The following is a 26,479-nucleotide window of genomic DNA, read 5'->3' as shown; positions in this document are numbered from 1 at the left end:
TAGCCGCCAAGCAGCCCTAGACCAGGAAAGATTGCCGTGATTGTTCTCGGATGTAATGGCTTCAGCCGGGTGTCGGAGTTCTTCTCCGAACGCTTCGGCGCGACCGGCATCAACAAGCACTACCTCTTGGGCCACGACGCCGCCGCCGCGCTCCTGATCGACGGCCGCCTGGTTGCCGCGGTGGAGGAAGAACGCCTCAACCGGGAGAAGAAGACCACCGACTTCCCCGTGAACGCGATCGACTGGTGCCTGAAGGAAGCCGGGATCACGTTCGACGACGTAGACCTGTTCGCCTTCCCCTGGAACTGGTCCGCCCAGGTCCTGGACGAGACCCTGGACGCCATCCGCGCCTCGTCGGCGCCGGAGGACACGAAGACCGGCCTCATGGGCAACATGGCCGACCTGTTCGAGCAGGTCGTCAGCCACGAGGCGATCCTCGCGGACTTCGAGGCCCGCACCGGACACCGCCCCGACCCGGCCAAGGTCCGCTTCGTCCCGCACCACTTGGCCCACGCCACGACCGGCTACTACCTCGCCGGCATGCAGGACGCGGCGTTCCTCGTCAGCGACGGCCGCGCCGAACGCTTCTCGACCCTGACGGGCGAGATCCGCGACGGCCGGATCACCGTCTTCGACGACACCGTCACCGGCGCCCAGTACTCCATGGGCACCCTGTTCTCCGCCATCACCCGCTTCCTCGGCTTCGTCCCCAACAACGACGAGTACAAGGTGATGGGCCTGGCCGGATACGCCGACCCCCCAACCCCGAACCCCTTCATCGACAACCTCCTACGGCTGCACGACGACGGCCGCTACACCTTCACCCAGCCCCTTCAGACCGACAACCTGCACAGCCACGACGCCCTGTTCGAGGAGTACTTCGGCCCCTTCGAGGACACCCTCGCGTACACGTCCCGCGTCGCGGCCGCCGCGCAGGAGATGCTGAACGTCGCCACCGCCCACCAGGTCCGCCACCTGGAGAAGCGGACGGACCTCGACCGGCTGCTGTTCGAGGGCGGCGTCGCCCTGAACTGCCTGAACAACACCCCGCTGTTCGAAGGCTCCCGCTTCGAGGACATGCAGGTCAGCTTCGGCGCCTCGGACACCGGCATCACCATCGGAGCGGCAGCCCACGCCTGGCTGAACCACCCCGACACCGCCCCCGCGGACATCCGCGCCGCCACCTCCGCACCGGTCACCCCCTATCTGGGCCCGTCCTACGACGAGTCCGCGATCGAGGAGGCCCTTCAGGCCTTCACCGGCCGCGTCGTCGTCTCACACCTGGACGACGACGAGGTCATCGAGCAGGTGGCGAAGCTGCTGACGAAGAAGGTCGTCATCGGCTGGTTCGAAGGCCGCGTCGAGCACGGGCCACGCGCGCTGGGGCATCGCAGCATCCTCGCCAACCCCGGCTTCACCGACATCAAGGACATCATCAACACCCGGGTCAAGCACCGCGAACCCTTCCGCCCGTTCGCTCCCCTCGTCCTCGAGGAGCAGGCACCGAAGATCTTCGACATGGGCCGCAAGACGAGCTCGCCGTACATGACGTTCGTCTTCCCGGTCCGCGACGAGTACAAGGACCGCATCCCAGGCGCCGTACACGTGGACGGCTCCTCCCGCATCCAGACCCTGACCGACGAGGGAACGCCACGGCTCACGGCGCTGCTGCGGAGGTTCACCGAACTCACCGGCACCCCGTGCCTGATCAACACCTCGTTCAACGTCGCCGGCGAACCCATCGTCTGCACGCCCACCGACGCCCTGAACTGCTTCATGGGCACCGAGATCGACTACCTGATCCTCGGCAACCACGTCATCGCCAAGAAGCACAAGAAATAGAAGAAGGAGCACGCCGTGCCGACGATCCAGCGCAAGCACACCATGTACCACTCCACCATCCTCGACGCCGACCCGGACACCGTGTGGGCGACCGTCCGCGACGCCATGCAGATCCTGGACATCGTGTCCCCGGGCGACCTGGACATCCACCGGGACGTCAGCTGGGTGGAGGGCGGCTCGGTCGACACCGTCCCGGCCCGCTACGACTTCAAGCTCACGCTCAACGGCCGTCTCGTCCAGCAGGAGATCGCCGCCCGCGACGAGATCAACAAGACCCAGTCCTACCGGGCCGTCGCCCCCACCAGCGGTGTCGCCAAGTACGAGGCCACCATCCGCGTATTCCCCATCACCAACGACCCGGCCCGCAGCTTCTTCGACTGGTCGCGGACCCTGGACATCGCCGAGGACGCCGACCTGAACGTGGTCGAGGCCATCATCGACGTCATGGAGAAGCAGACCGACGCCGTACGGGACCACTTCGCGAAGACCGCGAGGTGAGTGACGCGACGACGCTCGTACTGCTGCGGCACGGCGAAACCCTGCTCACCCCGCAGCGGCGGCTCTCCGGCAGCGGAGGATCCAACCCGGGACTCTCACCGGCCGGACGCCGCCAGGCCGAAGCGGCGGCAGAGGCTCTCGCCCACCGCGGCGGCATCGCGGCGGTCGTCACGTCACCGATGCGGCGCTGCCAGGAGACCGCTCAGGCCGTGGCCGCGCGCCTCGGCCTGAGCGTCCAGATCGACCGGGACCTGCGGGAAGCGGACTTCGGCGTCTGGGAAGGCCTCACCTTCACCGAGGTCCGCACACGCTACCCGGACGACCTGAGCGCCTGGTTCGCCTCGCCGGAGAGTCCCCCCACGGGCGCGGGCGAGACCATGCACCAGGTCACGCGCCGGGTCGCCGCCGTACGAGACGGCCTCGTGTCCCAGTACGCCGGCGCCACGGTTCTGGTCGTCTCCCACGTCGGCCCCCTCAGAACCCTGCTCCGCCTCGCTCTCCAAGCCCCACCACACAGTTTGTTCCGCATGGAAGTCGCAGCGGCCTCCCTGTCGACGGTGACGTACGACGAGGACGGCACCGCCATGGTGCGGGCCCTCAATGACACCCACCACTTGAATTGACCCCGCAACGTCGAAGGGCCCCACCGCGAACGGTGGGGCCCTTCGACATCGTGCCCGGTGAGGCACTGGCGGAGGATACGAGATTCGAACTCGTGAGGGGTTGCCCCCAACACGCTTTCCAAGCGTGCGCCCTAGGCCTCTAGGCGAATCCTCCGCCGGAAACATTACATGACGCTGGAGGGTGCTAGCGAACTCGTTCGGGCACCCGGCGATCAGGTAGGCTGGGGCTCAGCCCCTCACGCGGCGCTATCTGACTGAACTCCCCCAGGGCCGGAAGGCAGCAAGGGTAGGTTGGCTCTGGCGGGTGCGTGGGGGGTCTTGCGTTCCCCGGATGCCGCCCCCCGTTCGAAGAGCGGGCGCGCGTTGGGGATCTTGCAGTACGCGGCCAGGTACGAGGCCACGCGCGCGTGCAGCTCCTTTCGCCCCGTGTCGCCCCGTGTCGCCCCGTGGGCATCCCCACATCCGGGCGGTCCGCGTTGTCAGTGGGCGCCTATAACCTCGTATGCGTGTCGTCTCTCGCGCTGTACCGCCGCTATCGCCCGGAGTCGTTCGCCGAGGTCATCGGGCAGGAGCATGTAACCGACCCGCTGCAGCAGGCGCTGCGCAACAACCGGGTCAATCACGCGTACCTGTTCAGCGGTCCGCGCGGATGCGGCAAGACGACCAGCGCGCGGATCCTCGCGCGGTGTCTGAACTGCGAGCAGGGGCCCACGCCGACCCCGTGCGGGGAGTGCCAGTCCTGCCAGGACCTGGCGCGCAACGGGCCCGGTTCCATCGACGTCATCGAGATCGACGCGGCATCTCACGGTGGTGTGGACGACGCCCGTGAGCTGCGCGAGAAGGCCTTCTTCGGCCCCGCCGGCAGCCGGTACAAGATCTACATCATCGACGAGGCCCACATGGTCACGTCGGCCGGCTTCAACGCGCTGCTGAAGGTCGTCGAGGAGCCGCCCGAGCACCTGAAGTTCATCTTCGCCACGACCGAGCCCGAGAAGGTCATCGGGACCATCCGGTCGCGGACCCATCACTACCCCTTCCGGCTCGTCCCGCCGGGCACCTTGCGGGACTACCTCGGCGACGTCTGCGGTCGCGAGAACATCCCCGTCGAGGAGGGCGTCCTGCCGCTCGTCGTGCGCGCGGGCGCGGGATCCGTGCGTGACTCCATGTCCGTCATGGACCAGCTGCTGGCTGGAGCGCGGGAGGAGGGTGTGACGTATGCCATGGCCACCTCCCTGCTGGGGTACACCGACGGCTCGCTGCTCGACTCCGTCGTGGAGGCCTTCGCGACCGGTGACGGAACCGCCGCCTTCGAGGTCGTGGACCGTGTCATCGAGGGCGGCAACGACCCGCGTCGCTTTGTCGCCGACCTGCTGGAGCGGCTGCGGGACCTGGTGATCCTGGCCGCCGTGCCGGACGCGGTCGAGAAGGGGCTCATCGACGCCCCGGCCGACGTCCTGGAACGCATGCAGGCCCAGGCCGGCACCTTCGGCGCCGCCGAGCTGAGCCGCGCCGCCGACCTCGTCAACGAGGGGCTGACCGAGATGCGGGGGGCCACCTCGCCGCGGCTCCAGCTGGAACTGATCTGCGCGCGCGTGCTGCTCCCGGCGGCCTACGGGGACGAGCGTTCCGTAATGGCCCGGCTCGACCGGCTGGAGCGGGGCGTCAACTTCTCCGCGGGCGGCACCGGCATGCCCGCCATGGGATACGTGCCCGGTCCCGACGCCCATGGCGGGATGGCCGCGGCGCCCGTCCCGCCGGGTGGCGGCGCTGCCGCGGCCCGCGCGGCCGTACGGGCTTCGGGGGCACCCGGCGCCGGACCGGGCACCGGTGCGCCGACCGCCGGCATGGGCGGCCCGGGTGGCCCGGGCGGTGACGGTACGACCGCTGCCGCTGCCGCCGGTGCGGCTCCCGCAGGCCAGGGCGCCCCCATGGGCACGCCCCCCTCCGCGCCCCCCGCGCCCCAGAGCGGCCAGCAGCCGCAGCCGCCCCAGGCACCGCCCACCCCGGAGCCCGCTCCCGCCCCCGCACCCCCCTCGGCTCCCCCCGCTTCCGGCTCCGCCCCCGGCGCCTGGCCCACCGCCGCCCCCGCAGGCAGCGGCCGACGCCCCGGCGGCTGGCCCACGGCAACCCCGGCAGGCGGCGGCGCCCAGCCCTCGACGCCCCCCGCGACCGGCGGCCCCGCGCCGACACCGCCGCCCGCGGCACCCACGCCCGCTCCCCCTGCGGGCGCGGCACCCGTCTACGCACCACCCCCCGGCGGCGGCCCCGACCCCCGCACGCTCTGGCCGAACATCCTGGAGGCGGTCAAGAACCGTCGCCGCTTCACCTGGATCCTGCTCAGCCAGAACGCCCATGTGGCCGGCTTCGACGGCACCACCCTTCAGATCGGCTTCGTCAACGCCGGCGCGCGCGACAACTTCGCGAGCAGCGGCAGCGAGGACGTGCTGAAGCAGTCGCTGGCCGAGCAGTTCAACGTCCAGTGGAAGATCGAGGCGGTCATCGACCCGTCGGGCGGAGGCTCGGCGCCTCCTCCGAGCGGCGGCTCCTCCGGCTTCGGCGGGGGCGGAGGCGGCGCCGGAGGTTACGGCGGTGGCGGCAACAGTGGCTACGGCGGTGGCGGCGGTACGACCGCCCAGCGCCCGGCCCCTGCCCAGCCGGCGCCCACGGCACCCACCCCGCCTCCGACGGCCTCGGCGACCCCGGCCCCGACGGCTGCCCGCCCCCCGGCCCCCCAGCCTTCCGCCGCCCCCGAGCCGCCGGTCCATGTCGCCCCCGAGGACGACATCCCGGAGGACGACGACCCCGACCTCAACGAGTCGGCGCTGTCCGGCCACGACCTGATCGTGCGGGAGCTGGGGGCGACGGTGGTGGAGGAGATCATTAACGAGTAGCGGGACCGAGCGAGTAGCGGGACCGAGCGAGCAGTGGGGCCCATCGAGTAGCGGGACCTGCGGCCACCAACTTGGAGGAACGCACAGGTCGCCAACCCCCCACCCCTCATCGTCCCGCACAAAAATCCCGTTAGGCTGACCCCCGTGAAGGTCCTCGTCATCGGTAGCGGCGCCCGCGAACACGCCCTGTGCCACTCCCTGTCCCTCGACCCCGACGTCAGCGCGCTGCACTGCGCCCCCGGCAACGCCGGCATCGCCGAGGTCGCCGAGCTGCACCAGGTCGACGCCCTGGACGGCAAGGCCGTCACCGCGCTGGCCACTCGGCTCGACGCCGACCTCGTGGTCGTAGGGCCGGAGGCACCACTCGTCGCCGGGGTCGCCGACGCCGTGCGCGAGGCGGGTATCCCGGTCTTCGGCCCCTCCGGGGAGGCCGCGCAGATCGAGGGCTCCAAGGCTTTCGCCAAGGACGTGATGGCGGCGGCCGGCGTCCCCACGGCCCGCTCCTACGTCTGCACCACGCCCGCCGAGGTCGACGAGGCCCTCGACGCCTTCGGCGCCCCGTACGTCGTCAAGGACGACGGCCTCGCCGCCGGCAAGGGCGTCGTCGTGACCGCCGACATCGAGGCGGCCAGGGCGCATGCCAACTCCTGCGAGCGCGTCGTCATCGAGGAGTTCCTCGACGGCCCCGAGGTCTCCCTGTTCGCCATCACCGACGGCGAGACGGTCGTCCCGCTGCAGCCCGCCCAGGACTTCAAGCGGGCGCTCGACGGCGACGAGGGCCCGAACACCGGCGGCATGGGCGCGTACTCCCCGCTCCCGTGGGCCGACCCGAAGCTGGTCGCGGAGGTCATGGAGACCGTCCTCCAGCCGACCGTCGACGAGATGCACCGCCGCGGCACGCCCTTCTCCGGCCTTCTCTACGCCGGTCTCGCGATCACCTCCCGCGGCGTACGGGTCATCGAGTTCAACGCCCGTTTCGGTGACCCCGAGACCCAGGTCGTCCTGGCCCGACTGAAGACCCCGCTGGCCGGTGTCCTGCTGGCCGCCGCCAAGGGCGACCTCGCCGACCTGGCGCCGCTGCGCTGGAGCGAGGACGCCGCGGTCACCGTGGTCGTCGCCTCCCACAACTACCCCGGCACCCCGCGCACCGGCGACCCGATCACCGGCCTCGACGAGGTGGCCGCCGAGGACGCCCCGCACGCCTATGTCCTGCACGCGGGCACCAAGTACGACGGCGACGCGGTGGTGAGCGCCGGCGGTCGTGTCCTGTCCGTCACGGCGACCGGCAAGGACCTCGCCAAGGCCCGCGACCGCGCGTACAAGGCCGTGGCCCGCATCAAGCTCGACGGCTCCCAGCACCGTTCGGACATCGCGGCCAAGGCGGCAGGAGCGTAAGTACGCGCCCCCCACGCTCCCTCGAACCCCCCGCGAACCCCCACCTCCGATAAACCCCGCAGGCCCCGAATCCGTCTCAGGATTCGGGGCCTGATCATCGCTGTCCGTCATCCACCTTTCCCCAAAGCCATTCCATCGAGTGACCGATGCCCCATCCGGCTGACGTGGGTCGACGCCCCAACTAGGGTGCGGCGCAAGCGTTCCGGCACTTGGCCCACCGGCATTGCGATGTCAGTGGTGGGTGCCACAGTGGGGGAGTGAGCAAAGCCAGGACAGTTCGGACAGCCAGGGCACCACGGAGGGGGTGAGGTCCGGCCGTGACCGGTATCGGTGTGGAGATGGGTGCGCAGGCAGCTCGTGCTCGTGCCCTCGCCGTGCTGCGCATCCGCAGCCGCGCGCTCGCCGTGGCCCTGTTGCCCGCGGCGTTCGCCGTGGTGCTGTTCGCCGGCGCCTCCACCAACCACCTCGTCGGCCCGGGCTGGCACGTCGCCCGGTGGGTCGTGACCCCCGTCGCCGTCCTCGTCCTGCTCGCCGCCGCCGTCATCGCCCTGGTCGTCGCCCGCTCCCGCCCCGCCGTCAGCCCGACGGTCGCGATAGCCGAGGAGCAGGCCCCGGACCTGTACCGGATGGTGCGCGACCTCGCCGACCGCCTCGACGTCCCGGCCCCGTCCGCGATAGCGCTCACCCCGGACTGCGACAGCTGGCTGGAGGACCGCACCCACCCGTCCCACGGCCCGCCACCGACCGAGGACCGTGACGAGAGCGGGCTCAACGGCCTGCGCGGCGGCGCGTCGCGCGGCGCCCACCGCCGTACGCCCGTCGCCCCTGTCCTCGTCATCGGCTCCCCGTTCCTGTGGTGGATGCGCGTCGGTGAACTGCGCGCGGTCCTCGCCCCGGTCGTTGCCGGTACGGGACCTTCGGCCCACCCGGACATAGCCCAGGCACGGCGCTTCGTCCGCGGCCTGGACGCCGCCGTGGCCGTCGCCTCGACGCGCGGCCGCTGCCCGGGATCCCGGGCGGTGTGCGCGGGCCTCGGCTGGGTCGCGCGGCTGCTGCTGCGCAGTTGCCGGGACCACGCCACCGAGATGGAGCGGGGTGTGGCCGCCGCAGCCGCCGAGCGTGCACAGGCTGTGGATTACGGACTGCGGATCGTCGCCCAGGAACAGGTCGGGCTGGCGTACGCGGGCTGGGACCGGCTGCTCACCCGGGTCGCGCTGCCCGCCTGGCGGATGGGCCGCTGGCCGTCCCGGCTGGACGCGGGCGTCGTCGCCGCGCTCACCGAGCTGTCCCGCCGGGACCGACTGGCCGAGGGCTTCGCCTCCCGGCTGGGCGAGCGCCCCGCCTGTGACCTGCTGGAAGAGCCCGGCGCGGTCGACGAGGCCGCCTCACTCCTCGCTGCCCGCCTCTTCCACGGCGGACCCGCCGAGCCCGGCCCGGACTGGTCTCCGGTGGACTGGCAGGAGTACCCGGAGGAGGTCGTCGACCGCAAATGGCGTACGGACGCGGCCCGCCTCCACCGCGTCCTCGACGCCCTCGGCGTCCGCCGCACCACCGACGGCACACCCCCGTCGACGGACGGCCCGACCCTGGCCCGCGTCCTGGACCACCTCTCGTCCCCACCGGCCCCCACAGCCGCCGCCGAGGGCATCCACGCCATCCACGGCACCGAGGACACCCCCGTCCAGTCCTCAGAAACCGCAGAGGCCCCGGACGCCGCCAATACCCCCAGCGCCCCCAGGCCCCCCTACGAGTCCATGGCCGAGGACGTCTCCCTCGACGACGACCTTCACTACGGCGATGACGCTCACGACGACGAAGACCAGGAAACCGAACGAAGCTCCGCCCTCGCCGCAAGCCTGACCGCCGAACTGGCCCGCGAGGAGGCCGCAGCCCCCGCCGAGCAGCAGGCATCCCCCGCCCCCGACACCACCTTCCTGGACCTGGGCGCGCTCCCCCTCTTCCCGCTCCAACCACCGCGCACCGCCCGCGAGTTGCTCACCGACCACGTGACGGCGATGGTGTGCTGCGCCGCGATGGACACCGCCGGTGCGACCCCCGGCCTGGACTGGCTCGACGGCCCCACCCTCCTCATCGACGGCGAGCGAACGGCCGATCTCACCCCGAGGGTCCTCAGCCTCATCAAGGACGGCGACCCGGCACCCCTGCGCGCCTGGCTGGTGGACTCGGGGATACGCCCGGAGAAGCCGGTACGCCTCGTCTGACAGCCCTCCGACCGTCGTCCGACAGCCGAAGCGGGTCGGAGCCCCCGGTTCCACTTTCGGCCAATTCGCAACGAATAGTGACAGGATGCGTGCGCAATGTGATGTGCTGGGATCGATAGCGCATATGGCAAGGGCTTACGACATACGACAGACACACCAACGCCCACGCCACGCGGCAGAAACCGCAAGCGCACGCACCACCCGCACCACACACGCAACGCTCAAGGCAGCACCACGGGGGCACGAGGGAGGGGTACGGCCATGGGATCCGAGCAGATCCGCCGCTGGGAGTCGGGAGCACTCGCGCACGCCGTGACGGACCCCTTCGGTCAGGGCCCCGTCCCCTGGCTGCGCGGCAACGTGACGTACTTCGACGACACCGGCCAGGTCGTCCCCTGGTACGTCGACGGCCAGGCCCACCCTCCGACCTCGGGCACCCCCAGGGTCCCGGCCCCCCGAAGCGCCGGCCCGCGCTCCGCCGACGACGTCCACCGCCAGATCAAGGGCTTCACCTCGACCGGCGCGGTAGCCCCCGGCGAGGCCGTCGACTTCCACATCACCGTCGACCCGCCCCAGGAATTCGCCGTCGACATCTACCGCATCGGCCACTACGGCGGTGACGGCGCCGCCAAGATCACCACCAGCCCCCGCCTCTCCGGCATCGTCCAGCCCCCGCCGCTCACCGCGGACCGCACGGTCTCCTGCCACCACTGGTGGCTGTCCTGGCGCCTGCAGGTCCCGAGCTACTGGAGCATCGGCGCGTACGTGGCCGTCCTCACCACCGCCGACGGCTACCGCTCCCACATCCCCTTCACCGTCCGCGACAAGCACCCCGCGGATCTGCTGCTGCTCCTCCCCGACGTCACCTGGCAGGCCTACAACCTCTACCCGGAGGACGGCCACACCGGCGCCAGCCTCTACCACGCCTGGGACGAGGACGGTCGTCTGCTGGGCGAGGCCGACGCCGCCACCACCGTCTCCTTCGACCGCCCGTACGCGGGCGCGGGCCTCCCCCTGCACGTCGGCCACGCCTACGACTTCATCCGCTGGGCCGAGCGCTACGGCTACGACATCGCCTACGCCGACGCCCGTGACCTGCACGGCGGCCACGTCGACCCCACTCGCTACCGCGGACTGGTCTTCCCGGGCCACGACGAGTACTGGTCGACGAACATGCGCCGCACCGTCGAGCTGGCCCGCGAGAACGGCACGTCCCTCGTCTTCCTCTCCGCCAACTCCATGTACTGGCAGGTCGAGTTGGGTCCCTCCCCGTCCGGCGTCCCCGACCGCCTGCTCACCTGCCGCAAGCGCAGGGGCCCCGGCCGCCCGGTGCTCTGGCGGGAGATCGACCGCCCCGAGCAGGAGGTGATCGGTATCCAGTACGCCGGCCAGGTTCCCGAGCCCCACCCCCTGATCGTCCGCAACGCCGACCACTGGCTGTGGGAGGCGACCGGCGCCCACGAGGGCGACGAGATCGCCGACCTGGTCGCGGGCGAGGCCGACCGCTACTTCCCGCGCACCCCGCTGCCCGAGCACGAGGAGCGCATCCTGCTCGCCCACTCCCCGTACACCGACCGCGAAGGCGCCCTCCGACACCAGGAGACGTCCCTCTACCGTGCCCCCTCCGGCGCCCTGGTCTTCGCGTCCGGAACCTTCGCCTGGTCTCCGGCGCTGGACCGCCCGGGCCACGTCGACACCCGAGTCCAGCGCGCCACCGCGAACCTCCTGGACCGCATCTGCAAACGTGACTGAGCTCCGCTGAGACGTTCGCCGGCAGACCCCCACCCAAGGGTGATCCCCGGCCATACGGGAGAATCGAGCCACTTGGACAGAACCACGGGGAGGAACCGTGTCCGGATTCGTAGAAAAGCCCGAGCCGATCCAGGTTCCGGGCTTGGTGCACCTGCACACCGGCAAGGTGCGCGAGCTGTACCAGAACGAGGCGGGCGACCTCGTGATGGTCGCCAGTGACCGTATGTCCGCCTATGACTGGGTGCTGCCGACCGAGATCCCCGACAAGGGCCGCATCCTCACCCAGCTCTCCCTGTGGTGGTTCGACCAGCTCGCCGACCTGGTCCCCAACCACGTGCTGGGCACCGACGTGCCCGCCGGCGCCCCCGCCGACTGGGCGGGCCGCACCCTCGTCTGCAAGTCGCTGAAGATGGTCCCGGTCGAGGCCGTGGCCCGCGGCTACCTCACCGGCTCCGGCCTGCTGGAGTACAACGACTCCCGCACCGTCTGCGGCCTCGCCCTCCCCGAGGGCCTGGTCGACGGCAGCGAACTGCCCGCCCCGATCTTCACCCCGGCCACCAAGGCCGCGGTCGGCGAGCACGACGAGAACGTCTCGTACGAGGAGGTCGCCCGCCAGGTCGGCGCCGACACCGCCGCGCGGCTGCGCCAGGCCACCCTCGCCGTCTACTCCCGCGGCCGGGACATCGCCCGCGACCGCGGCATCATCCTCGCGGACACCAAGTTCGAGTTCGGCTTCGACGGGGAGACGCTGGTCATCGCCGACGAGGTCCTCACCCCGGACTCCTCCCGCTTCTGGCCGGCCGACACCTGGCAGCCGGGCCGCGCGCAGCCGTCGTACGACAAGCAGTTCGTCCGCGACTGGCTGACCTCGCCGGCGTCCGGCTGGGACAGGAAGAGCGAGCAGCCCCCGCCGCCGCTGCCGCAGGAGGTCGTGGACGCGACCCGGGCGAAGTACGTGGAGGCCTACGAGCGCCTCACGGGCACCAGCTGGAGCTGACCGCATGCCACCGCCCCCGGCGAAATCCGGGGGCAACGCGAAAGCCCCCGGTGAGAACCGGGGGCTTCGACGTGGAGCGAACGACGAGGTTCGAACTCGCGACCTCAACCTTGGCAAGGTTGCGCTCTACCAACTGAGCTACGTTCGCATGCGCCGTGGCGCGAGAACCACTATACCCAACCCCGCTCCCGTGCGAGACGCACCGCCGCGTGCCGGTTCTCCACCCCGAGCTTCGACACCGCGGACGACAGATAGTTCCGTACGGTCCCCTGCGACAGTGCGGCCCGCTCCGCGATCTCCGCGACGGGCGCCCCGTCGGCGGCGAGTTCCAGTACCTCGGCCTCCCGCGCGGTCAGCGGCGAGTCCCCGGCGGCGATGGCGTCGGCGGCCAACTCCGGGTCGACGTAGCGGTTTCCGGCGTGCACGGTACGAATGATCTCCGCGAGCCGCTGAGCGCTGACGGTCTTCGGGACGAACCCGCGCACACCCGCCGCAAGGGCCCGCTTCAGATGTCCGGGCCGCCCGTGACTGGTCACGATCATCACCCGGCAGCCGGGCAGTTCGGCCCGCAGAGATGTGGCGACCCTCACACCGTCGGCCCCCGGCATCTGAAGATCCAGTACGGCGACGTCCGGCTCGTGCGCCCGCGCCATCGCCAGCGCCTCCGGCCCGCTCGCCGCCTCGGCGACGATCACGAGGTCGTCCTCCAGTGAGAGCAGCGTGGCGAGCGCACCCCGGATCAGATGCTCGTCGTCGGCGAGCAGCAGCCGTACGGGCCCGGTCGCGCGGTCGGGCATACGGTCGCTCTTGAGGTCGGTCATACGGTGACCTCCCGCACGCCCGCCCCGGCCTCCGCCAACGGCACCTCCGCCACCAGCCGGAACAGCCCCTCCCCGGCGGGACCGGCCGCCAAGGTGCCGTCCACCGCGGCCAGCCGCTCCCGCAGCCCCGCGAGCCCGGAGCCCCCACCCCCGTCGGAGGCTCCGGCAACCCCGTCGTTCTCCACCGTCAGCATCACGCGCCCCTCCCTCACCCGTACTCCCACCGCACACCGCACGGCATCCCCGTGCCGCAGCACATTCGTGGTCGCCTCCCGCACGACCCACGCCAGCGCCGACTGCACCTCGACCGGCAGCCCGGCCGCCTCGCCGGTCACCACGCACTCGATCCCGGCCGCCGTCAAAACGCCCTGCGCACCCGCGAGTTCAACCCCCAGGTCGGCCTCCCGATACCCCCGTACGACGTCCCTCACCTCACGCTGCGACTCCCGCGCGATCCGCTGCACCTCGATCATCTGCTCCACGGCCTCGGGCCGCCCGCGCCGCGCCAACTGCACGGCGAGCTCGCTCTTCAGCGCGATGACCGCCAGATTCCGCCCCATCACGTCATGCAGATCCCGCCCGAACCGCAGCCGCTCCTCGGCGACGGCGAGCCGGGCGCGGGTCTCGCGGGCCTCGTCGAGTTCGTAGACGGACTTGAGCAGCCAGACGGAGAAGACGGCGGTGAAGGCGAGGAACGCACCGCCGAACAGCACCGACACCATGCTGACCAGCGCGACGGGAGCGGGCTGGCCCAGCAGGAACGCGACCAGCCCCGCACCGGCCGCGAACCCCACGACGAGGGCGTACACGTGCCGTCGGCTGCGCAGGCCGAGCGCGATGGTCCCCGCCCCGAAGATCAGCACGACGCCGAAGACCCCGCCCGCCGCGGTGTCGACGCCGTCACCGTCCGGACCGTACTCGGCGACGGCGAGAGCCGTGGCGGCGAGCACCGCGGTGGCGGCGCCGAGCGTCCACAACAGCCACACCGGCTGCTCGCACCGGCCGCGCACCCAGTCCAGCGCCCGCGACACGGTCAGGGCGCAGAGCGCCCCGTGCACGCACACCATGAGCATCAGCCAGAGGCCGAGCCCGGCCCCGATCTCGCCGACGACCGGCAGCCCGACCGCCACGACCTCGATCACCGCGAAGAAGTGGAACGACCACCTCGTGTACGTCTCCACCTTCTCCGGCGTGCTCTTCCCCCGCCACCACGTGCCCGGCCCGCGCATACCCCGTCCCCCTGCCTCAGTGCCGCGGCTCCCATCGGAACCACCGTCGCACAGCCAACACGCCCAGGACCGCCCAGGCCAGCCCGGTCAGCACGGGACCGATCACCTCGTACGCCGACAGCTCACCGGTCCAGCCACCCCGCAGCAGGGTGATCACCGGGGTGAGCGGCAGCAGTTCGCACACCGAGGCCATCCGGTCCGGCAGCATCTCCAGGGGGATGAACATCCCGGAGAAAATCATGGAGAGAAGCGTCACGGGCAGGGTCGTGACCTGCGCACTCTCGACGGTGCGGGTGAGCGCCGCGGTCACGGCGGCCAGAGACGCGCACAGCACCAGCCCCAACAGCAGGCCCAGCACGGCGAGATGGGGAGCACGGGGCGCGCCCACGTCCAACAGGACGGTGCAGCCGACCGTCAGCACCAGGCACTGCGCGAGGCCCGTGGCCACGGCGGGCAGTGCTGCCCCGGCCAGGATCTCGGTGTCCTTCAGCTCGCCGGTGCGCAGCCGTTTGAGGACGAGTTCCTCACGTCGGGCGGTGTAGACGGCGACGAGTGTCGTGTAGACCGCGTAGAGCAGCGAGAAGCCGATCGAGGCGGGCAGGATGACCGTGCCGAGGGTGAGACCGGCCTCCGCCAGGTCCATCCCCTTCGCCGCCTCCCGCACGCTGACGGGAAGCACCAGCGGCACGAACAACGCCGCGAACAGCGTGCCCTTGCTGCGCCCGAGCAACGTCAGCTCGGCCCTGGCCAACGCCGTCATACGCCCCACCGGGGTGGTCACCGCCGTACTCATGCCGCGTACTCCTTCTTCTCGGCGGCGCCGGCCGCCTCCCGGGCGATCCCCAGGAACGCCTCCTCCAGCGACGCCGGCCGCACGTCCAGCCGCCGCAGCTCCACCCCTGCCGTGTCGGCCCACACCAGCAGCCGGGTCGCGGTCCGCTGCAACGCGTGGGTCCGCAGCCGTACGATGCGCCCGTCGACCTCGTGCTCGCTCACTCCCATGTCGGCGAGGGGCGGCAGGTCTCCCACGAAGTAGCCCTGGGGCAGCTCGAAGGAGATCCGCGAGGGCTGGGCCGCCGTCACCTCGGCCGGGGTCCCGGCCGCCGCTATGCGTCCCTCGTGCAGGATCGCCAGCCGGTCGGCGAGGTTCTCGGCCTCTTCGAGGTAGTGCGTGGTCAGCAGCACGGTCGTACCGGCGTCGCGCAGCTCCTTCACCAACTCCCAGGTGTCCCGGCGCCCTTCGGCGTCGAGGCCGGTCGTCGGCTCGTCCAGGAACAGCACCTCGGGCTTGCCGAGCAACGCGAGCGCCAGGTCCAGCCGCCGCCGTTCACCTCCGGACAGCTGCTTCACCCGCACCCCGGCCCGCCGCCCGAGCCCGACCAGGTCCAGCGCCTCCGCCTCGGGCATGGCCCCGCTCACGCACGCCGCCCACATCCGCGCGGTCTCGGCGACGGTCAGCTCGGACGGAAAGCCGCCCTCCTGCAACATCACCCCGGTCCGCGGCCGTACGACGTCCCGCTCGGCGTAGGGATCGTGCCCGAGTACCCGGACCCGCCCCTCGGCGGGTCGCGCCAGCCCTTCCAGCAGCTCTACGGTCGACGTCTTGCCCGCGCCGTTGGTGCCGAGCAGCGCGAAGACCTCTCCGCGGTTCACGGAGAACGAGATTCCGCGCACCGCCTCGAACCCGCCCCCGTAAACACGACGCAGGTCGGTGACCTCAATCACGTGTTCGTGTTCGTTGATGTTCATGACACCAGCGTCCCGGCGATCCGAGGCCGGCAGCAGTGCGCGCTGTCACCACTCCGCATGACAAATGTCAGAGGCCCAGAGGGAAGGCACACGAAAAGACCCCGGTCCATCAGGACCGGGGTCTCATTCCCGAGCGGACGACGAGGCTCGAACTCGCGACCTCAACCTTGGCAAGGTTGCGCTCTACCAACTGAGCTACGTCCGCATTGCCTCCGAACGGCTCTCACCGATCGGCGCGAGCACCAGCCTACCTGATCCACATCAGTGGTTCGGACGGCGGTGCGGAGCGGGTGACAGGAATTGCACACTGCGCCTTCCCCCTGGAAGGGGGATGTTCTACTACTGAACTACACCCGCAAGCCCCGCGAGCTGGACTTTTTCGGCCCGCCCGGCGGCGTGTCCCAGACATTAGCTGATCGGCAGGGGGGTAGCGCAAGTCGGTTGTCGCACCGGTCCAAGTGGGCCGTCCTCAGGGCCCGCTGACGGACCCTGAGGCAACCTCGGCAGACCTCAGGCCGGCGTCACTGCGCCGCGCTGAACGCCTCGTAGACCTTCTTGGGGATCCGGCCGCGGGCCGGCACCTCCATCTTGTTGGCCTGGGCCCAGGCCCGGACGGCCGCCGGGTCAGGGGCGACCTCGGTCTGCTTGTACGCCTTGCCTGACTTCGACCGCTTGCGGCCCGCGTCCACGTAGGGCGCGAGCGCCTTACGCAGTTTCTTGGCATTGGTTTCATTCAGGTCGATCTCGTACGACTTGCCGTCGAGTCCGAAGGCGATCGTTTCCGCCGCTTCTGAGCCGTCGATGTCGTCAAAGAGCGTGACCACGACCTTCTGCGCCACGAATATCGGTCCCTTCGTACCGGCACGCTGACAATTCATTTGTACAGTGCCCGACAATGCGATGTGAAGCCCGACTAAATCCTCCCGCGTGTCCGAGCGCAATAGGTATCGGGTGTCGATCCGGGATCTTTTCCGGAACTTTTCGCCGTCACTCGCTGTTCCTCCCCGCCGTGACAGCCGTCACGTAGATTCCTACAAGTCGACGCGCGTAGAAATTTTGTGCAGGTAGTCTGAAACCACCTGCAGGAACCTGCTCAGCACCACACCACCGGGAGTGCACGTGGCACGCGTCGTAGTCGACGTCATGCTCAAGCCGGAGATCCTCGACCCCCAGGGCCAGGCGGTGCAGCGCGCACTGCCGCGGCTGGGTTTCGAAGGCATCTCGGACGTACGTCAGGGAAAGCGATTCGAACTGGAAGTTGACGGGCCGGTTGACGAGGCCGCGCTCGCCCGCATCCATGATCTTGCGGAATCCTTCCTCGCCAACACCGTGATCGAGGACTTCACCGTCAAGGTGGAGGAAGTCGCGGAGGCCGCGAAGTGACCGCTCGTATTGGCGTCGTCACTTTCCCGGGGAGTCTCGACGACCGGGACACCCAGCGCGCGATCCGCCTCGCGGGTGCCGAACCGGTCGCTCTCTGGCACAAGGACAAGGACCTCAAGCAGGTCGACGCCGTGGTGCTGCCCGGCGGTTTCTCCTACGGCGACTATCTGCGGGCCGGCGCCATCTCCCGCTTCTCGCCCGTGATGGAGACGGTCATCGAGCAGGCGAAGGCCGGCCTCCCGGTCCTCGGTATCTGCAACGGCTTCCAGGTCCTGACCGAGGCCCACCTGCTGCCCGGCGGGATGCTCGGCAACGACCACCTGCACTTCATCTGCCGCGACCAGAAGCTGCGGGTGGAGAACGCGGACACGGCCTGGACCGCCGACTACGCGTCCGGCCAGGAGATCCACATCCCGCTGAAGAACATGGACGGCCGCTACGTCGCCGACCAGTACACGCTGGACAAGCTGGAGGCCGAGGGGCGGGTCGCCTTCCGTTACCTCGACTTCAACCCGAACGGCTCGCTCAACGACATCGCCGGCATCACCAACGAGGCCGGGAACGTCGTGGGCCTCATGCCGCACCCGGAGCACGCCGTCGAGCCCCTCATCGGGTCCGGCCGCACCGACGGTCTCCCCTTCTTCACCTCGATCCTCAAGAAGCTGGTCAACGCATGAGCCGGACGCCTCTGGACACGGTCGAGCACGCGGCCGCGACCCCCGACGTCGAGCTGCCCTGGGCCGAACTCGGTCTGAAGAAGGACGAGTACGAGAAGGTCGTGGAGATCCTCGGCCGCCGGCCCACCGGTGCCGAGCTCGCCATGTACTCCGTCATGTGGTCCGAGCACTGCTCCTACAAGTCGTCGAAGGTGCATCTGCGCCAGTTCGGCGAGAAGGCCCCTCAGTCCGACGCGCTGCTCGTGGGTATCGGCGAGAACGCCGGTGTCGTCGACGTCGGCCAGGGCTACGCGGTCACCTTCAAGGTCGAGTCGCACAACCACCCGTCGTACGTCGAGCCCTACCAGGGCGCGGCCACCGGTGTCGGCGGCATCGTCCGCGACATCATCGCCATGGGTGCGCGGCCCGTCGCCGTCGTCGACCCGCTGCGGTTCGGTGCGGCCGACCACCCCGACACCAAGCGGGTGCTGCCGGGTGTCGTCGCCGGCATCGGCGGCTACGGCAACTGCCTGGGCCTGCCCAACATCGGCGGCGAGGTCGTCTTCGACTCCTGCTACCAGGGCAACCCGCTGGTCAACGCCGGTGCCATCGGTGTGATGCGGCACGAGGACATCCACCTCGCGAAGGCGTCCGGCGCGGGCAACAAGGTCATCCTGTACGGGGCCCGTACGGGTGGTGACGGCATCGGCGGCGCCTCGATCCTCGCCTCGGAGACCTTCGACGACGCCAAGCCGTCGAAGCGTCCGGCCGTCCAGGTCGGCGACCCCTTCCAGGAGAAGCTGCTCATCGAGTGCACCCTGGAGGCGTTCGCCGAGAAGCTGGTCGTCGGTATCCAGGACCTGGGCGCGGCGGGTCTGTCCTGCGCGACGTCCGAGCTGGCCTCCAACGGCTCCGGCGGCATGCGCGTCACCCTGGACGACGTACCCCTGCGTGATTCGACGCTCTCGCCCGAGGAAATCCTCATGAGCGAGTCGCAGGAACGCATGTGCGCGGTCGTCGAGCCGGAGAAGGTCGACCGGTTCCTGGAGATCTGCGAGAAGTGGGACGTCATCGCCACCGTCATCGGTGAGGTGACCGACGGCGACCGCCTGGAGATCTACTGGCACGGCGGCAAGATCGTCGACGTCGACCCGCGCACCGTGGCGCACGAGGGCCCGGTCTACGAGCGCCCGTACGCCCGCCCCTCCTGGCAGGACGAGCTCCAGGCCGACGACGCGAACAAGCTGCCGCGGCCGGAGACGAGCGAGGAGCTGAAGGACCAGGTCCTGAAGCTGGTGGCCTCTCCCAACCAGGCATCCAAGAAGTGGATCACTTCGCAGTACGACCACTTCGTGCAGGGCAACACCGTCCTCGCCCAGCCCGAGGACTCCGGCATGATCCGCATCGACGAGGAGACCGGCCTCGGCGTCGCCATCGCGACGGACGGCAACGGCCGGTACGCCAAGCTGGACCCGTACCACGGCGCCCAGCTGGCGCTGGCGGAGGCGTACCGCAACGTCGCCACGACCGGCGCCAAGCCGCTCGCGGTGTCCGACTGCCTGAACTTCGGCTCGCCGGAGGACCCGGCGGTGATGTGGCAGTTCGCGGAGGCGGTGCGCGGACTCGCCGACGCCTGTCAGCAGCTGGGCACGCCGGTCACGGGCGGCAATGTCTCGCTCTACAACCAGACGGGCGAGGTGGCCATCCACCCGACCCCGGTCGTCGCGGTCCTCGGCGTCATCGACGACGTGGCCCGGCGCACGCCGGTCGCCTTCCAGGAGGAGGGCCAGCTGCTGTACCTCCTCGGCGACACGCGGGAGGAGTTCAGCGGTTCGGCCTGGTCGCAGGTCGTGCACGACCACCTCGGTGGTCTGCCGCCCAAGGTCGACCTGGAGCGCGAGCGCCTGCTCGCCGAGATCCTGATCTCCGCCTCCCGCGACGGCATGATCGACTCCGCGCACGACCTGTCCGACGGCGGCCTGATCCAGGCGGTCGTGGAGTCGGCGCTGCTCGGCGGCAAGGGCGCGCGTCTGGTCGTACCGGACGGGCTCGACGCCTTCACCCTCCTGTTCTCCGAGTCGGCGGGGCGCGCGGTCGTCGCCGTGCCGCGCTCCGAGGAGGTCCGCTTCAACGACATGTGCGGTGCGCGGGGCCTGCCGGTCACCCGCATCGGTGTCGTCGACGGCGACACCGTGGACGTTCAGGGCGAGTTCGCGCTCACCCTGGAGGAGCTGCGCGTGGCGCACGAGGAGACGATCCCGGCACTGCTCAAGTAGGCAGCGGCTCTACGGCTCCGAAGCCCCCGTCCGGTTCGCCGGGCGGGGGCTTCGTCGTGCTGCCGGCGCTCGTGCCGCCGGTCGTCGGTGGGGGGGGCGATTGGCGGTTGCACGTAATTACGTAGTTCCGTAATATCGAGGCGTGGAACTCGAACACCGCGTCGCCGACCTGGAGCGACGGCTGGCCGCGCTGGAGAACGCGCAGCACACCGCACCCCGCCTCGGCGAGGGCGACTTCTGGGCCCTGCAGGGGTTCAAGGACCAGTTGGCCGAGCTGAAGGCGGCCGACGGGGGAGTGCTCTTCACCGGCGCCGTGCGGCTGCCGACCGGGGAGCAGTACGAGTGGCAGCACGGCGCGTTGACCGACGGCCTGCTCGACGACGACTGGACCGAGGCCGCCGAGTCGTTCGCCGCGCTCGGCCATCCGGTCCGGCTGCGGCTGCTCCGCGAGATCCTCGGCGGCCGGCGCACGGCTGCCGAACTCGCCGAGCTGGACGAGGTGGGCACGACCGGCCAGATCTACCACCACCTGCGCCAACTGACCGGCGCGGGCTGGCTCCACACGACCGGGCGGGGCCGGTACGAGGTGCCGGCGGGGCGGGTCGTACCGCTGCTGGTGGCGCTGTCGGCGGCACGGCCCTGACGCGAAGTCACGAACAAGCAAGCTGGAACAAGGGGGAACCATGTCCGGACGCAAACTCGCCATGATCGCCTTCCGCGGTCTGCAACTGACCGGCATCGGCCTGATCATCGCCCACTTCTCGCTGGATCTCGGATATCCGTGGTGGTGGAACTTCCTGCCGTTCGTCCTGGCCTACGCGATCGTCATCGTGGCCCACAGGATCGGCGGCGGCGCCCCGGACAGCCCTCGCGTCGCCCGGGAACCGGTCGAGGTCGATCCGCCCGTCACCGGTCGCTGGTCCGCGCTGAACAGCCCGGCCGACCGCACTCCGAGCCATGGCACGCACGCGTACGGGCAGACCTACGCCATCGACGTCGTCGCCGAGCCGGAGCCGGGCGCCCGCCCGGGTTTCCGCTGGCTGTGGCCGATCGCCCGCCGCAACGGTGACTTTCCCGCCTTCGGCGCACCGCTGCTCTCCGTGGCCGACGGCACCGTCGTACGGGTCGTCGACGACCAGCGCGACCACCTCAGCCGCACCTCACTGCTCGCGCTGCTGTACCTGATGATCCTGGAGGCATCGGTGCGCGACCTGGCCGGCGTCAAGCGGATCGTCGGCAACCACGTCGTCCTCGACCTCGGCGACGGCACCTACGCGCTCTACGCCCACCTGCGGCGCGGCTCGCTGACCGTCCGCGAGGGCGACCGGGTGACCGCCGGACAGCAGCTCGCCCGCTGCGGCAACTCGGGCAACTCCACCGAGCCGCACCTCCACTTCCAGCTGATGGACGGCCCCGACCCGGACACGGCCCGCGGTATCCCCTTCACCTGGCGCGGCATCGGCGTCCCCGGCAACCGCGAGCTCTTCGAGGTGCCCGCTCCTTCAGTTTCCATGCCGTCGCAGCCCGCGTAGGCAGGCGGCCGTACAGGTCCCGTCTACTGCGCCGTACCTCAGGTGACCTACCATCAGTCCGTCATCGCACCGGCCCGCCGCGGCAACTCACCGCACAGCGGGTGGCCTTGACACCATGACGGGACGCACACGGGGGAGGGCGCGATGAGCGCTGGGCAGGTCGGTACCGGGTACCAAATACAGGCCGGAGAGCTGGACTCGGAGGCCGACAAGCTGGACGCCGCCGGGGACGACACCGCCGGGATACGTACGGCGATCACCGCCACCCAGTGCTACACGCCCGAGGCGCTCGGCGGGTCCGACATGGGCCCCGCCTTCAGCGACTACGCCTCGGCCTGGGAGGCCGAGGCGAAGACCCTGTCCGACGCGCTGCACGAGCTCGCCGACCGGGTGCGTATCTCCAACCGTGCCTATGGCGGGGCGGAAGGGGAGGCCATCGGCGGGCTGCGCGCCGCCCAGTCCGGCGACGGCATCGTCGCCCCCATCGCGTACGGCGAACGGCCCTTTCCCGGGGGCATCACGACACAGCCCGCTCAGGCCGACCCGCGGACCACGCCGTCCGTCTTCGGCTGAGCCCCCGCTTTCCGACGCCCCTTCCCGCCACGCCGCACCGCTCAGGGACCGCTGTGACCGAATCCACGACTGACCGCCGCGAACGCCTCACTCAACTGTGTTCCACCATCGCCGGCGCCGAGAGCAAGAACGACCTCATCGAGGCCATCGACGCCGCCCTGGCCGTTCCCGCTCCGCTCGGCGACCCGGACACCCTCAAGACCCTCGCGAAGCAGTACCGCTCGCAGGCCGACGACGCCGACGACGTGCGCGACCGCGTCGACAAGGTAGCCCGGGAGGGCCTGCCGAACGCCTGGGTCGGCACGACCGGGGCCCGGGCCGGGGAAGTCGTCGCCGCCGCGTCCCGCTCGGCGGACCAGATGGCCTGCGCCTTCCGTGACGGCGCCCAGGCCCTGCTGACCCTGGCCGACGTGCTCGTCGACGCCCGGAAGCGTGACAGCACGGGCCGCGATCAGCTGAACGAGGCCCGCGGACAGCTCGGCGGGGAGGACGGCTGGTTCGACGGCCTGCACGAGGACGACGGCGAGGAGCAGGCCCGGGTGCGCGCCCGGTCCATCGGCACGGCCGGCGTCGACGAACGGCTCGCGGCCGCCGTGGCCGCCGACGACGCGGCCCGGGCCGCCGCCCGCGACCTGAACAAGTTCGCCGCCGAAGCCCGCGCGGGGCAGATGCGCACGGACAACCTCTCCGCCGCCGACCGCCTGGTGCTGGCCGACACCTCCAACATCGACGGCGACCGCGAGCTGAACGAGATCCTCACCGCCAACGACCTCGAACGCGCCGGCACCCGCATGGAGAAGCTGTCCGCCGCCGACCAGGACCGCATGGAACGCCTGCTGGCGGACGCGAAGACCCCGCAGGAACGCGCGTACATCATGAAGTCCCTCGCCGCCGGCTACGACGTCGACCAGGTCGAGGACTTCGCCGGGAAGATCCACGGCAAGGACCCCCGGTGGCTGCAGGAGCACCTCGCCCCCGTCACCACCAACGGCTGGGGTCAGGAGCGGCAGACGTACGGCCAGGAGAACTGGTCCCAGGACGGCTCCACCTGTGTCCCGTCCTCGACCGTCACCGCGCGCGCCATGGTGGACCCGGTGTACGCCCTGGGGCTCACCGGCGGCCCGGACGGCACCGACGACTCGCCCGAGGCGTTCCGCGAGCGGCTCACCGACGAGCAGATGCGGCTGCACGAGGAGGGCGACGGCGCCAACTCCGGCTGGCTGTGGGACCGGCAGCCCGCCGGCATGGACTCCGAGGGGCAGGAGAAGATCTCCGACTCGCAGCTGTCACCGCACACCGGGGACCGCTACGACGTGCAGGAGATGGGGTCCGACGACGACCGGCGCGATGTCCTGACCGACATCGAGAAGTCCGTCGCCGAGGGCAAACCCGTGCCGATCAACGTCGAGGGGAAGGACGAGAACGGCGACTGGGTGGGCCACGGCATGATGATCGTCGGCCAGGAAGGCAACATGCTCCAGGTCTACAACCCGTGGGGTACGACGACCTGGGTCAGCGAGGAGGACTTCGTCAAGGGAGACCTCAGCGCGGCCAGCGACGACCGGTTCGACAACGTCAACAACGTCTACATCGAGCAGGGATGACACCGTGCGCATACGCACCGCCCTCGCGGCCCTCCCCCTTGTGGCTCTCGCCGGCTGCGGGCTGACCGGGCCGGACTCGTACGGCACCGACGAGCGGAAGGTGACCGTCGAGGCCGGCGACGAGTTCACCCTGGAGGTGCCCGCCAGCCCTTCGCTCGGCGAGAACTGGTACCTCGCCGAACCGCGGCCGGACTCGGCCGTGCTGCGCTACGAGAGCAAGGGCGAGGACATCGAGGGCGGCGACAAGGGTGTCACCGGCAGCGGTGGTGGTACCCAGCACTTCGAGTTCACCGCGGTGGCGCCCGGCAAGACCACGGTGAAGCTGCTGTACTGCCCGCACGGGCTGTGCCACAGCGCGGCCGAGGTCACGGCGAGCCCGTCCCCCGGGAGCAGCGCATCGCCGCTATCGGTCACGACGGCAGCCGAGACGGACACCCCGGACGACACGGACAACCCCACCTACTACCTCTACACGATCACCGTCAGCTGATCGCCACGTAGCCGAGGACCATCGCCATGCCGCCCACCCCCGCCACCCGTACCGACGACGAGCTGATCGCAGCCACCGACGTCGGCACCCTGCTGCTCTATGGGCTCACCCGGGACGCCTTCCACACCGCCCTGTTCGGCGACGGAGCCGTCGCGGCCGCCGTCACGCTGGACCGGCTCGGGGTGCTGCCGCGCTCGGTGGCGTTCCTCGCCGACACGGTGCGGGCCGGGGGCGTGCAATACGTCGCCGAGCTGCCCGAACCACTGCCCTCGGCCGACGCCTCGGAGGTGCTGCGCGGCTGGCTGCGGACCGCCTCGGACGTGGCGGCCGGCCCGGACGCCGAGGCCCGTGCCGCCCGCTGGCTGGACACCGTCGCCGAACTCATCGGGGCGCGCCGCGATTCCCGTACGCCCCACCAGTAGGTACGGGTTCCACGACGCGTGAGGGCCCCGCCTGTCTCCACAGGCGGGGCCCTCACCCATGTACTCAGACCTCGATACGGACCTGTGCCCGGGTGCCGAGCCCGGACACCCGCAGGGCGTCCGTGACGATCTCCAGCACCCAGATCGCGGCATCGAGGGACCATTCACGCAGCCGGCACAGCAGCCGCGTGCCGTCGTGGTCGAAACGTGCGGCCTCCCCGGCACGTGCCCGGCACGCCTCCACGACCGTGGCGGCCGGCGCCGGGTCGGCGATCGTGTCCACGCTCACCGTGCACTCCGCGCGCCCGGCCGGGTCGGCAAGATCGGCCCAGGTCGCGGCGTACGCCAGATCACGCCGGGCGTCGACCGCCTCGTGCACCGGAACGCTCACCTCGACGGCGTGGACGTCGAACGTGCCGACGCGGGAGAGGCACTCGGCGACGACGCGGCCCAGCGGCGTGAGCGGCACGCGCTGACCGGCCGGCGCCTCGGCGCAGTCGACCTGGATCCAGGCGATCTCCCGGACCTCGCCGTCCTGCGTCCAGTCGCCGCCGGCGTCGTTGTGGCCCCATCGTGTCCCGGCGAGCCCGTGGCCGAAGTCCGCCCAGCCGTAGGCGGTGGTGCGGGCGACGGCCAGGGAGAACAGGTCCTCCTCCAGCCGCCCCGCGCGGTGGGCGGCGGCGAGCCACGTGTGCAGGGTCAGCCGACCGTGCACACGCATCACCAGGGGTGCGGGGAAGCCGTCGCTCATGCCGGTACTCCAGCGGGAAGACCTTCACTCATGGCAGTACTCCATCAGAAGCCGCACCACAGGGTGGCGGCCTTGGTGCTGACCTTCTCCGGCGAGTCCGCGACGCCGACGATGTCGACGTCGATGACGCTGCGCCACTCGGTCTTCTGGATCAGGTTGGTGCAGGTCTTGCGGGCGGTGGCGCGCTTGCCGGCGCCGCCGCCGGACTTGACGGTCTTCGAGCCCGTGGCGACGTCCTTCCAGCCCGAGGCCCCGAAGGGGCGGGCCTGGAGCGTCACCGTGACCTTGGCCTTGGTGCCGGGGCCGCTGATCTTCTTCCACCAGCCGTGGCCGGAGGCGGTGGGCGGCGGGGTGGAGGAGACGTGGACGCGGTCGCCGTCGGTGATGAACACCCCGGCCGACGGTGCGCGGTGCTGCCGCAGGCCCTGCGCCTGGTCGCCGGTACGGCTCTCGGCGGGCGCGGCGACGAGCCGGTCCGTGGACGCGTCGGCGGGCGCGGAGGTGTCGGCCGCGTGGGCGGCGGGGACGGCGGCGAGCAGGAGGGCGGCCGTCGAGAGGCCGGCGGCGACGGCACGGTTGCGTAGGAACAAGGTTTTCCCCCATGTGAGGACGCGGGGGAAGAGCATGCGGGCGCGTCCGACGCGCCACAGCGTTCCCCCGCTGGTCATCAAGTGGCCCCGGCAAGAAGCGGATTGGTCGGATCCGCCCGGCCTGGGCGCGGTCACTGTAGGCGGGGGCTCGGCGCGGGCGCCATGGCATTCGATCACCGGACT

The 26,479-nt window shown here is 70.9% G+C and carries 24 protein-coding genes, 4 tRNA genes and 1 other RNA gene; 18 read left to right on the top strand and 11 right to left on the bottom strand.

The window, feature by feature from the left end; translation table 11 throughout:
• Positions 1–36: 36 nt before the first annotated feature.
• The 3 genes from BLU79_RS41205 to BLU79_RS41195 are packed head-to-tail and all read left to right on the top strand — an operon-like array spanning position 37 to position 2,963.
• Entirely contained in the window at positions 37–1,842 is a 1,806-nt protein-coding gene (locus BLU79_RS41205; protein WP_093911161.1) for a carbamoyltransferase family protein, read from the top strand.
• Between the two features lie 15 nt (positions 1,843–1,857).
• Positions 1,858–2,340: an SRPBCC family protein gene (locus BLU79_RS49495; protein WP_093911160.1), complete on the top strand. Its 483-nt coding sequence runs from the start codon at positions 1,858–1,860 to the stop codon at positions 2,338–2,340.
• Positions 2,337–2,963: a histidine phosphatase family protein gene (locus BLU79_RS41195; RefSeq protein WP_371132037.1), complete on the top strand. Its 627-nt coding sequence runs from the start codon at positions 2,337–2,339 to the stop codon at positions 2,961–2,963. The genes BLU79_RS49495 and BLU79_RS41195 overlap by 4 nt, the downstream gene beginning before the upstream one ends.
• Before the next feature lie 66 nt (positions 2,964–3,029).
• Here BLU79_RS41195 and BLU79_RS41190 read toward each other — a convergent pair.
• Positions 3,030–3,117: transfer RNA gene (locus tag BLU79_RS41190), tRNA-Ser, on the bottom strand.
• Positions 3,118–3,190: 73 nt separating this feature from the next.
• Here BLU79_RS41190 and ffs point away from each other — a divergent pair.
• The 6 genes from ffs to BLU79_RS41160 all read left to right on the top strand — a co-directional run bounded on the left by ffs (position 3,191) and on the right by BLU79_RS41160 (position 12,220).
• Positions 3,191–3,287: signal recognition particle sRNA small type (gene ffs, locus BLU79_RS41185), an RNA gene on the top strand.
• Between the two features lie 182 nt (positions 3,288–3,469).
• The gene (locus tag BLU79_RS41180) at positions 3,470–5,854 is read left to right on the top strand and encodes a DNA polymerase III subunit gamma and tau (protein ID WP_093911159.1); all 2,385 of its coding nucleotides are present in this window, start codon (positions 3,470–3,472) and stop codon (positions 5,852–5,854) included.
• A gap of 144 nt (positions 5,855–5,998) precedes the next feature.
• The gene (purD, locus tag BLU79_RS41175; RefSeq protein ID WP_093911158.1) at positions 5,999–7,249 is read left to right on the top strand and encodes a phosphoribosylamine--glycine ligase; all 1,251 of its coding nucleotides are present in this window, start codon (positions 5,999–6,001) and stop codon (positions 7,247–7,249) included.
• Positions 7,250–7,566: 317 nt separating this feature from the next.
• Positions 7,567–9,471: a hypothetical protein gene (locus tag BLU79_RS41170; RefSeq protein ID WP_093911157.1), complete on the top strand. Its 1,905-nt coding sequence runs from the start codon at positions 7,567–7,569 to the stop codon at positions 9,469–9,471.
• A 261-nt stretch (positions 9,472–9,732) separates the two neighbouring features.
• Positions 9,733–11,223, top strand: coding sequence for a N,N-dimethylformamidase beta subunit family domain-containing protein (locus BLU79_RS41165; RefSeq protein ID WP_093911156.1), 1,491 nt, complete (start codon positions 9,733–9,735; stop codon positions 11,221–11,223).
• 97 nt (positions 11,224–11,320) lie between these two features.
• Positions 11,321–12,220: a phosphoribosylaminoimidazolesuccinocarboxamide synthase gene (locus BLU79_RS41160; RefSeq protein WP_093911155.1), complete on the top strand. Its 900-nt coding sequence runs from the start codon at positions 11,321–11,323 to the stop codon at positions 12,218–12,220.
• 72 nt (positions 12,221–12,292) lie between these two features.
• Here the strand turns inward: BLU79_RS41160 and BLU79_RS41155 are convergent.
• The 8 genes from BLU79_RS41155 to BLU79_RS41120 all read right to left on the bottom strand — a co-directional run bounded on the left by BLU79_RS41155 (position 12,293) and on the right by BLU79_RS41120 (position 16,858).
• Positions 12,293–12,368: transfer RNA gene (locus BLU79_RS41155), tRNA-Gly, on the bottom strand.
• Positions 12,369–12,390: 22 nt separating this feature from the next.
• A complete protein-coding gene (locus tag BLU79_RS41150) occupies positions 12,391–13,041 on the bottom strand; it encodes a response regulator transcription factor (protein ID WP_256333648.1) in 651 nt (216 codons plus the stop codon).
• Entirely contained in the window at positions 13,038–14,270 is a 1,233-nt protein-coding gene (locus BLU79_RS41145; protein ID WP_093911154.1) for a sensor histidine kinase, read from the bottom strand. Before BLU79_RS41145 ends, BLU79_RS41150 begins: the two co-directional genes overlap by 4 nt.
• Before the next feature lie 16 nt (positions 14,271–14,286).
• The gene (locus tag BLU79_RS41140) at positions 14,287–15,063 is read right to left on the bottom strand and encodes an ABC transporter permease (RefSeq protein ID WP_093911153.1); all 777 of its coding nucleotides are present in this window, start codon (positions 15,061–15,063) and stop codon (positions 14,287–14,289) included.
• Positions 15,060–16,019 carry an ABC transporter ATP-binding protein gene (locus BLU79_RS41135; RefSeq protein WP_093911152.1) on the bottom strand — a complete coding sequence of 320 codons (960 nt, stop codon included), beginning with the start codon at positions 16,017–16,019 and terminating at the stop codon, positions 15,060–15,062. The genes BLU79_RS41140 and BLU79_RS41135 overlap by 4 nt, the downstream gene beginning before the upstream one ends.
• A 132-nt stretch (positions 16,020–16,151) precedes the next feature.
• Positions 16,152–16,224, bottom strand: a tRNA-Gly gene (locus BLU79_RS41130).
• 80 nt (positions 16,225–16,304) lie between these two features.
• Positions 16,305–16,376: transfer RNA gene (locus BLU79_RS41125), tRNA-Gly, on the bottom strand.
• Between the two features lie 164 nt (positions 16,377–16,540).
• Positions 16,541–16,858, bottom strand: a complete 318-nt coding sequence (locus BLU79_RS41120; RefSeq protein ID WP_093911151.1) for a histone-like nucleoid-structuring protein Lsr2 — start codon at positions 16,856–16,858, stop codon at positions 16,541–16,543.
• A gap of 280 nt (positions 16,859–17,138) precedes the next feature.
• On the opposite strand from BLU79_RS41120, the gene purS reads away from it, so the two are divergent.
• From purS to BLU79_RS41075, 9 genes are all read left to right on the top strand, one after another.
• The gene (gene purS, locus BLU79_RS41115; RefSeq protein ID WP_015659417.1) at positions 17,139–17,402 is read left to right on the top strand and encodes a phosphoribosylformylglycinamidine synthase subunit PurS; all 264 of its coding nucleotides are present in this window, start codon (positions 17,139–17,141) and stop codon (positions 17,400–17,402) included.
• Positions 17,399–18,079, top strand: coding sequence for a phosphoribosylformylglycinamidine synthase subunit PurQ (purQ, locus tag BLU79_RS41110; protein ID WP_093911150.1), 681 nt, complete (start codon positions 17,399–17,401; stop codon positions 18,077–18,079). The genes purS and purQ overlap by 4 nt, the downstream gene beginning before the upstream one ends.
• On the top strand, positions 18,076–20,334 hold the full coding sequence (gene purL / locus BLU79_RS41105; protein WP_093911149.1) for a phosphoribosylformylglycinamidine synthase subunit PurL: 2,259 nt from the start codon (positions 18,076–18,078) through the stop codon (positions 20,332–20,334). The genes purQ and purL overlap by 4 nt, the downstream gene beginning before the upstream one ends.
• A 142-nt stretch (positions 20,335–20,476) precedes the next feature.
• Positions 20,477–20,977 carry an ArsR/SmtB family transcription factor gene (locus BLU79_RS41100; RefSeq protein WP_093911148.1) on the top strand — a complete coding sequence of 167 codons (501 nt, stop codon included), beginning with the start codon at positions 20,477–20,479 and terminating at the stop codon, positions 20,975–20,977.
• A 40-nt stretch (positions 20,978–21,017) separates the two neighbouring features.
• Positions 21,018–21,866, top strand: a complete 849-nt coding sequence (locus BLU79_RS41095; protein ID WP_093911147.1) for a M23 family metallopeptidase — start codon at positions 21,018–21,020, stop codon at positions 21,864–21,866.
• A gap of 144 nt (positions 21,867–22,010) precedes the next feature.
• On the top strand, positions 22,011–22,439 hold the full coding sequence (locus BLU79_RS41090) for a hypothetical protein (RefSeq protein WP_093911146.1): 429 nt from the start codon (positions 22,011–22,013) through the stop codon (positions 22,437–22,439).
• A gap of 53 nt (positions 22,440–22,492) precedes the next feature.
• Positions 22,493–24,043: a peptidoglycan-binding protein gene (locus tag BLU79_RS41085; protein WP_093911145.1), complete on the top strand. Its 1,551-nt coding sequence runs from the start codon at positions 22,493–22,495 to the stop codon at positions 24,041–24,043.
• Positions 24,044–24,047: 4 nt separating this feature from the next.
• On the top strand, positions 24,048–24,533 hold the full coding sequence (locus tag BLU79_RS41080; protein ID WP_093911144.1) for a protease inhibitor I42 family protein: 486 nt from the start codon (positions 24,048–24,050) through the stop codon (positions 24,531–24,533).
• A 26-nt stretch (positions 24,534–24,559) separates the two neighbouring features.
• Positions 24,560–24,955: a hypothetical protein gene (locus tag BLU79_RS41075; protein WP_093911143.1), complete on the top strand. Its 396-nt coding sequence runs from the start codon at positions 24,560–24,562 to the stop codon at positions 24,953–24,955.
• 64 nt (positions 24,956–25,019) lie between these two features.
• On the opposite strand, the gene BLU79_RS41070 is transcribed toward BLU79_RS41075, so the two are convergent.
• Both BLU79_RS41070 and BLU79_RS41065 read right to left on the bottom strand, forming a co-directional pair.
• Positions 25,020–25,706: a hypothetical protein gene (locus tag BLU79_RS41070; protein WP_093911142.1), complete on the bottom strand. Its 687-nt coding sequence runs from the start codon at positions 25,704–25,706 to the stop codon at positions 25,020–25,022.
• A gap of 44 nt (positions 25,707–25,750) precedes the next feature.
• Entirely contained in the window at positions 25,751–26,296 is a 546-nt protein-coding gene (locus BLU79_RS41065) for a hypothetical protein (protein WP_143052563.1), read from the bottom strand.
• Positions 26,297–26,479: the final 183 nt, after the last annotated feature.

It is taken from the genome of Streptomyces sp. cf386 (genome assembly GCF_900103585.1).
Classification (GTDB): Bacteria; Actinomycetota; Actinomycetes; order Streptomycetales; family Streptomycetaceae; genus Streptomyces.
The sequence above is the reverse complement of the archived record's forward strand: the minus strand, read 5'-3'. Positions and strand labels throughout refer to the sequence as shown.